We start from the raw sequence: 3,771 nt of genomic DNA on the forward strand, positions 1-3,771 counted from the left end.
GCGTGGGCTGGGGCATGCCCCGGTCGGACGACAGTCACCGTGCTTTCGCCCATCGGACGCCCATATCGGGCACGTCATATCACACCTTGCAGCACACTTGTACCTGATCAGCTTACTGGCGGACTTAACGCACCAAGGACGGCGCAATCATGCTGTCGCGCTGTTTTCGTGCGGCCGACGGTCTGGAAGATTACTACGGGGGTGACGTTGGGTGTGGACCCAGCCGGGTGTCCGGGCGGCTGTTCCGGCGGCGGATGCCGACACCCACCGCGGTTGGCGCGGCTCGGCCGGTGTGCCGCCGCTGGTTGCCGGCGCGGCGGCTGCGCTGTTACTGGCGGGCACAGTGGTGAGCGTGAGCGTACTCGGCGCGGGAAGCGTCAGCCTGAGGACGCGGGCTGGTGCCCATCCGCCCGTCGCGGCTGCGTTCGGCGCGCTTGTGGGTCCCCGAGCCTCGGTGGGTCCGCTGACTCACCGCACCGATCCGTACCTGTTCGTCACCACTGATCGCAGTCTTACCCGGACTGAGATCGATCGACTCGGCCGGGCCGTGGGCGCATCCGAGGCGGTTGTCGCCGATTTTGCCGAGGTGAGTGTGGGAAGTGGCCGTACAGGCGCGATTGGGGCTGATCCAAACGTGCTGCGTACCGTCGCGCCCGCGGGCACTGCCGAGGTCACCGCGCTGTGGCAGCGAATCGCGGATGGGGAGATCGCGGTTGCGCACAGTGTTGCGGCGGCGCTGGATGTGCGGTTGGGCGGCCAGGTTGATGTCGGCCATGACCGGCCGGTTGGTTTACGAATCGGTGCGTTGGCAACAATTCGTCTGCCGGGTGTCGGGGTGGTGGTGGACCGATCCCGGTCCGCCGCGCTCGGCCTGGTCGCCGACAGCGCGGTGGCGCTCGTCGTCCCCGGGACGCCGGACCCGGTGCTGCTTGCCGCCACAGCCCGCCAAGCTGTCCAGGGCCTGCGGGTCATGTCGCTGCGGACTGTTCTGCCGCCACCCGCGGCGGCTCCCTCGGCTCCCTCGGCTTCGAGCTGGTCCGCGCCTGGAACACCGCCACAGGATGATCCGCCCGCGCCCGGAGCGGCACCGCAGTCGCCGCAGCCACCAGCCGCGGCCGATCCGGTGGCGCCGGGCTGGGTGCCACCGGTGATCGGGACGATCTCCCGCGGTTTCAACCCCACCGCCGGCTCCGAGCGTCATCTCGGGCTTGACATCGCCGCGCCACTCGGCACTCCCATCATGGCCGCCGCCGCCGGTTATGTACTCTACGCCGGGCCCGCCTCCGGCTTTGGGAACGAGATTGTGCTGCAGCACGGGGATGGTGTCGAGACGCTTTACGGGCACATGCGGGTCCTCACGGTCCGGGGAGGAACCGTCGCGGCTGGTCAGCAGATCGCCCTGGTGGGAAACGAAGGTCATTCCACCGGCCCCCACCTGCATTTCGAGGTGCATGTCGGGGACCGCCCGGTGGATCCGTTGGCCTGGCTCCGCGAGCACCATGCCCGGATCTGACGATTTCACGTCGTCGGCGCCAGCCTGGGCGTGGCACCCTGTGGAGATGTACGGGGTCTCTGTAACAGGCGAGACGAGTCATGGCACGCTGATGAGGCGATGACCACACCACCCCCACGCCGTTTCTCCACCCGGACCCGCGCCGCGCTCGCGGTGGAGAAACTCGCGTCCTCAGCCTCCCGCCGGCTGGGACGTGGATCAGGCGAGATGATCGGCGGTAAGCTCGCCCTACAGGTATCCCCGCGGATCCTCACCGAGGTCGCGGCCGGCCGGATGGCGGTCTGCGTCAGCGGGACCAACGGCAAGACCACGACCACTCGGCTGCTGGCCCGCGCGCTGGGCACCCTCGGCCCGGTGAAGAGCAACAGCGGCGGCGCGAACATGGCGCCGGGGGTGCTCGCCGCGTTGTCCCGTCCGCCCTTCGACGCGACCGCCGCGCTCGAGGTGGACGAAATCTGGTTGCCCAAGGTCGCCAGGCAGATCCTTCCCCGGGCGGTTGTGCTGCTCAACATTAGCCGTGACCAGCTCGACCGGTCGAACGAGACCCGGCGGATCGCGAGCCTCTGGCGTGAGCTCGGGGCGGATCTGCCCGCCGCGACAGTGGTCGCCAACGTCGACGACCCGCTGGTCGCCTGGGCCGCGTCCGGGTGGTCGAACCAGATCTGGGTGTCGGTCGGGCAGAACTGGACAGCGGATGCGATGGTGTGTCCGCAGTGTGCCCGGCTGCTGCATCGCAACTCTTCGGGGTGGTGGTGCGACTGCGGGCTGGCCCGCCCGGAGCCGATCGTCGCCGTCACCGGGCCTGGCGAACTGCTGTGGTTCGGTCGTCACATCAGGGCCTCCATCGACCTGCCGGGGCGGGTGAACCTCGGCAACGCGGCGATGGCCGCCGCCGCCGCGAAGCTCTTCGGGGTCGAGGTCGCGGACGCGCTTGCCGCGATGACCGGTCTCGATGACGTCCAAGGTCGCTATCAGGAGGTCGAGCTCGGTGAGAGTGGTGTACGCGGGCGGCTCCTGCTGGCCAAGAACCCGGCCGGCTGGGTGGAGATGATGGAGCTGCTCAACACGGCGCCCGCGCGCCCGGTGATCATAGATTTCAACTCCCAGACCGCTGACGGCCGTGATCCTTCCTGGATCTGGGATGTCCCGTTCGAGCGGCTCGCGGGCCGCGACGTGCTGGTGACCGGCGAGCGTAAGGAGGACATGAGCGTCCGGCTGGCCTATGCGGAGGTTCCGCACACGGTGCACCCCGACGCCGAGAGCGCGGCGTCCACGGTCTTTGACAAGACCGTGGACGTGGTCGCCAACTACACCGCCTTCCGTGACATTCTGGGGCGGGTTGCCCCGGTGGGGACAACCAGATGACCAGGATGGCGGTATGATCTCCGACTCGGCGACCCGCATCGCTCTGATCTATCCGGAGCTGCTCGGAACCTATGGTGACGGCGGCAACGCGACCGTGTTGGCACAGCGGCTGCGTTGGCGAGGGCTGGCGGCTGAGGTGATCAACGTTCCGGCCGGTGAGGTGGTGCCCGGCGGCTGCGACATCTACCTGCTGGGCGGGGGTGAGGACGCACCGCAGGTGCTGGCTGCTGACGGCCTGCGCAGAAGCACATCGCTGCTGAGAGCGGTCAACGAAGGTGCTGTCGTCCTCGCGGTGTGTGCCGGCTATCAGGTGATCGGCGCATCTTTTCCCGCTGGCGACGAGGTGCATGACGGGCTCGGCCTGGTGGATGTGGAGACGCGCCGGTCGTTCGACCCGGCTGACCAGCCGGCGCCGCCCCGCGCGGTCGGTGACATCGTCGTGGAACCAACATCCGACCTGGGTCTTCCGGTGCTGCTCGGTTACGAGAACCACGCCGGGCGTACTCGACGATTGGCTGGCGGCCGGGGCAGGCCGTTGGGCGTGGTACGCAAGGGCGTCGGTAACGGCACCACGGACCAGACCGACGGCATCGTGGATCACCACGTGATTGGTACCTATCTGCACGGCCCGGTTCTCGCGCAGAACCCCGCACTGGCCGATCTGTTGCTGTCCTGGGTGCACGGCCCGCTGCCGGCGCTGGTTGACCCCGCTGAGATACAACTACTGCGTCAGGCGCGGCTGCGCGCTCTCGACGTCGCGGCCTGACTCCGTGACGGCAGCTGCGCCCTGTCGCGTTCGGCAATCGCCGCGTTGAGACGACCGAGAAGCGTTCCGAAACTGTCGCGTTCGTCCTTTTCCCAGCCGCTCACCAAGCCGCTGATGCTCGTTACCC

3 protein-coding genes are annotated in these 3,771 nt (G+C 68.5%); all 3 read left to right on the top strand.

Annotated features, from left to right (window positions below; all coding sequences use genetic code 11):
* Nucleotides 1–211 precede the first annotated feature (211 nt).
* A complete protein-coding gene (locus MJ783_RS22615; RefSeq protein WP_239313766.1) occupies nt 212–1,513 on the top strand; it encodes a M23 family metallopeptidase in 1,302 nt (433 codons plus the stop codon).
* Between the two features lie 99 nt (nt 1,514–1,612).
* Nucleotides 1,613–2,878 carry a Mur ligase family protein gene (locus tag MJ783_RS22620; protein ID WP_239313769.1) on the top strand — a complete coding sequence of 422 codons (1,266 nt, stop codon included), beginning with the start codon at nt 1,613–1,615 and terminating at the stop codon, nt 2,876–2,878.
* Nucleotides 2,879–2,891: 13 nt separating this feature from the next.
* Nucleotides 2,892–3,644, top strand: a complete 753-nt coding sequence (locus MJ783_RS22625; protein ID WP_239313772.1) for a type 1 glutamine amidotransferase — start codon at nt 2,892–2,894, stop codon at nt 3,642–3,644.
* Nucleotides 3,645–3,771 lie beyond the last annotated feature (127 nt).

The organism is Protofrankia sp. Cj3, from assembly GCF_917627355.1.
GTDB lineage: Bacteria > Actinomycetota > Actinomycetes > Frankiales > Frankiaceae > Protofrankia.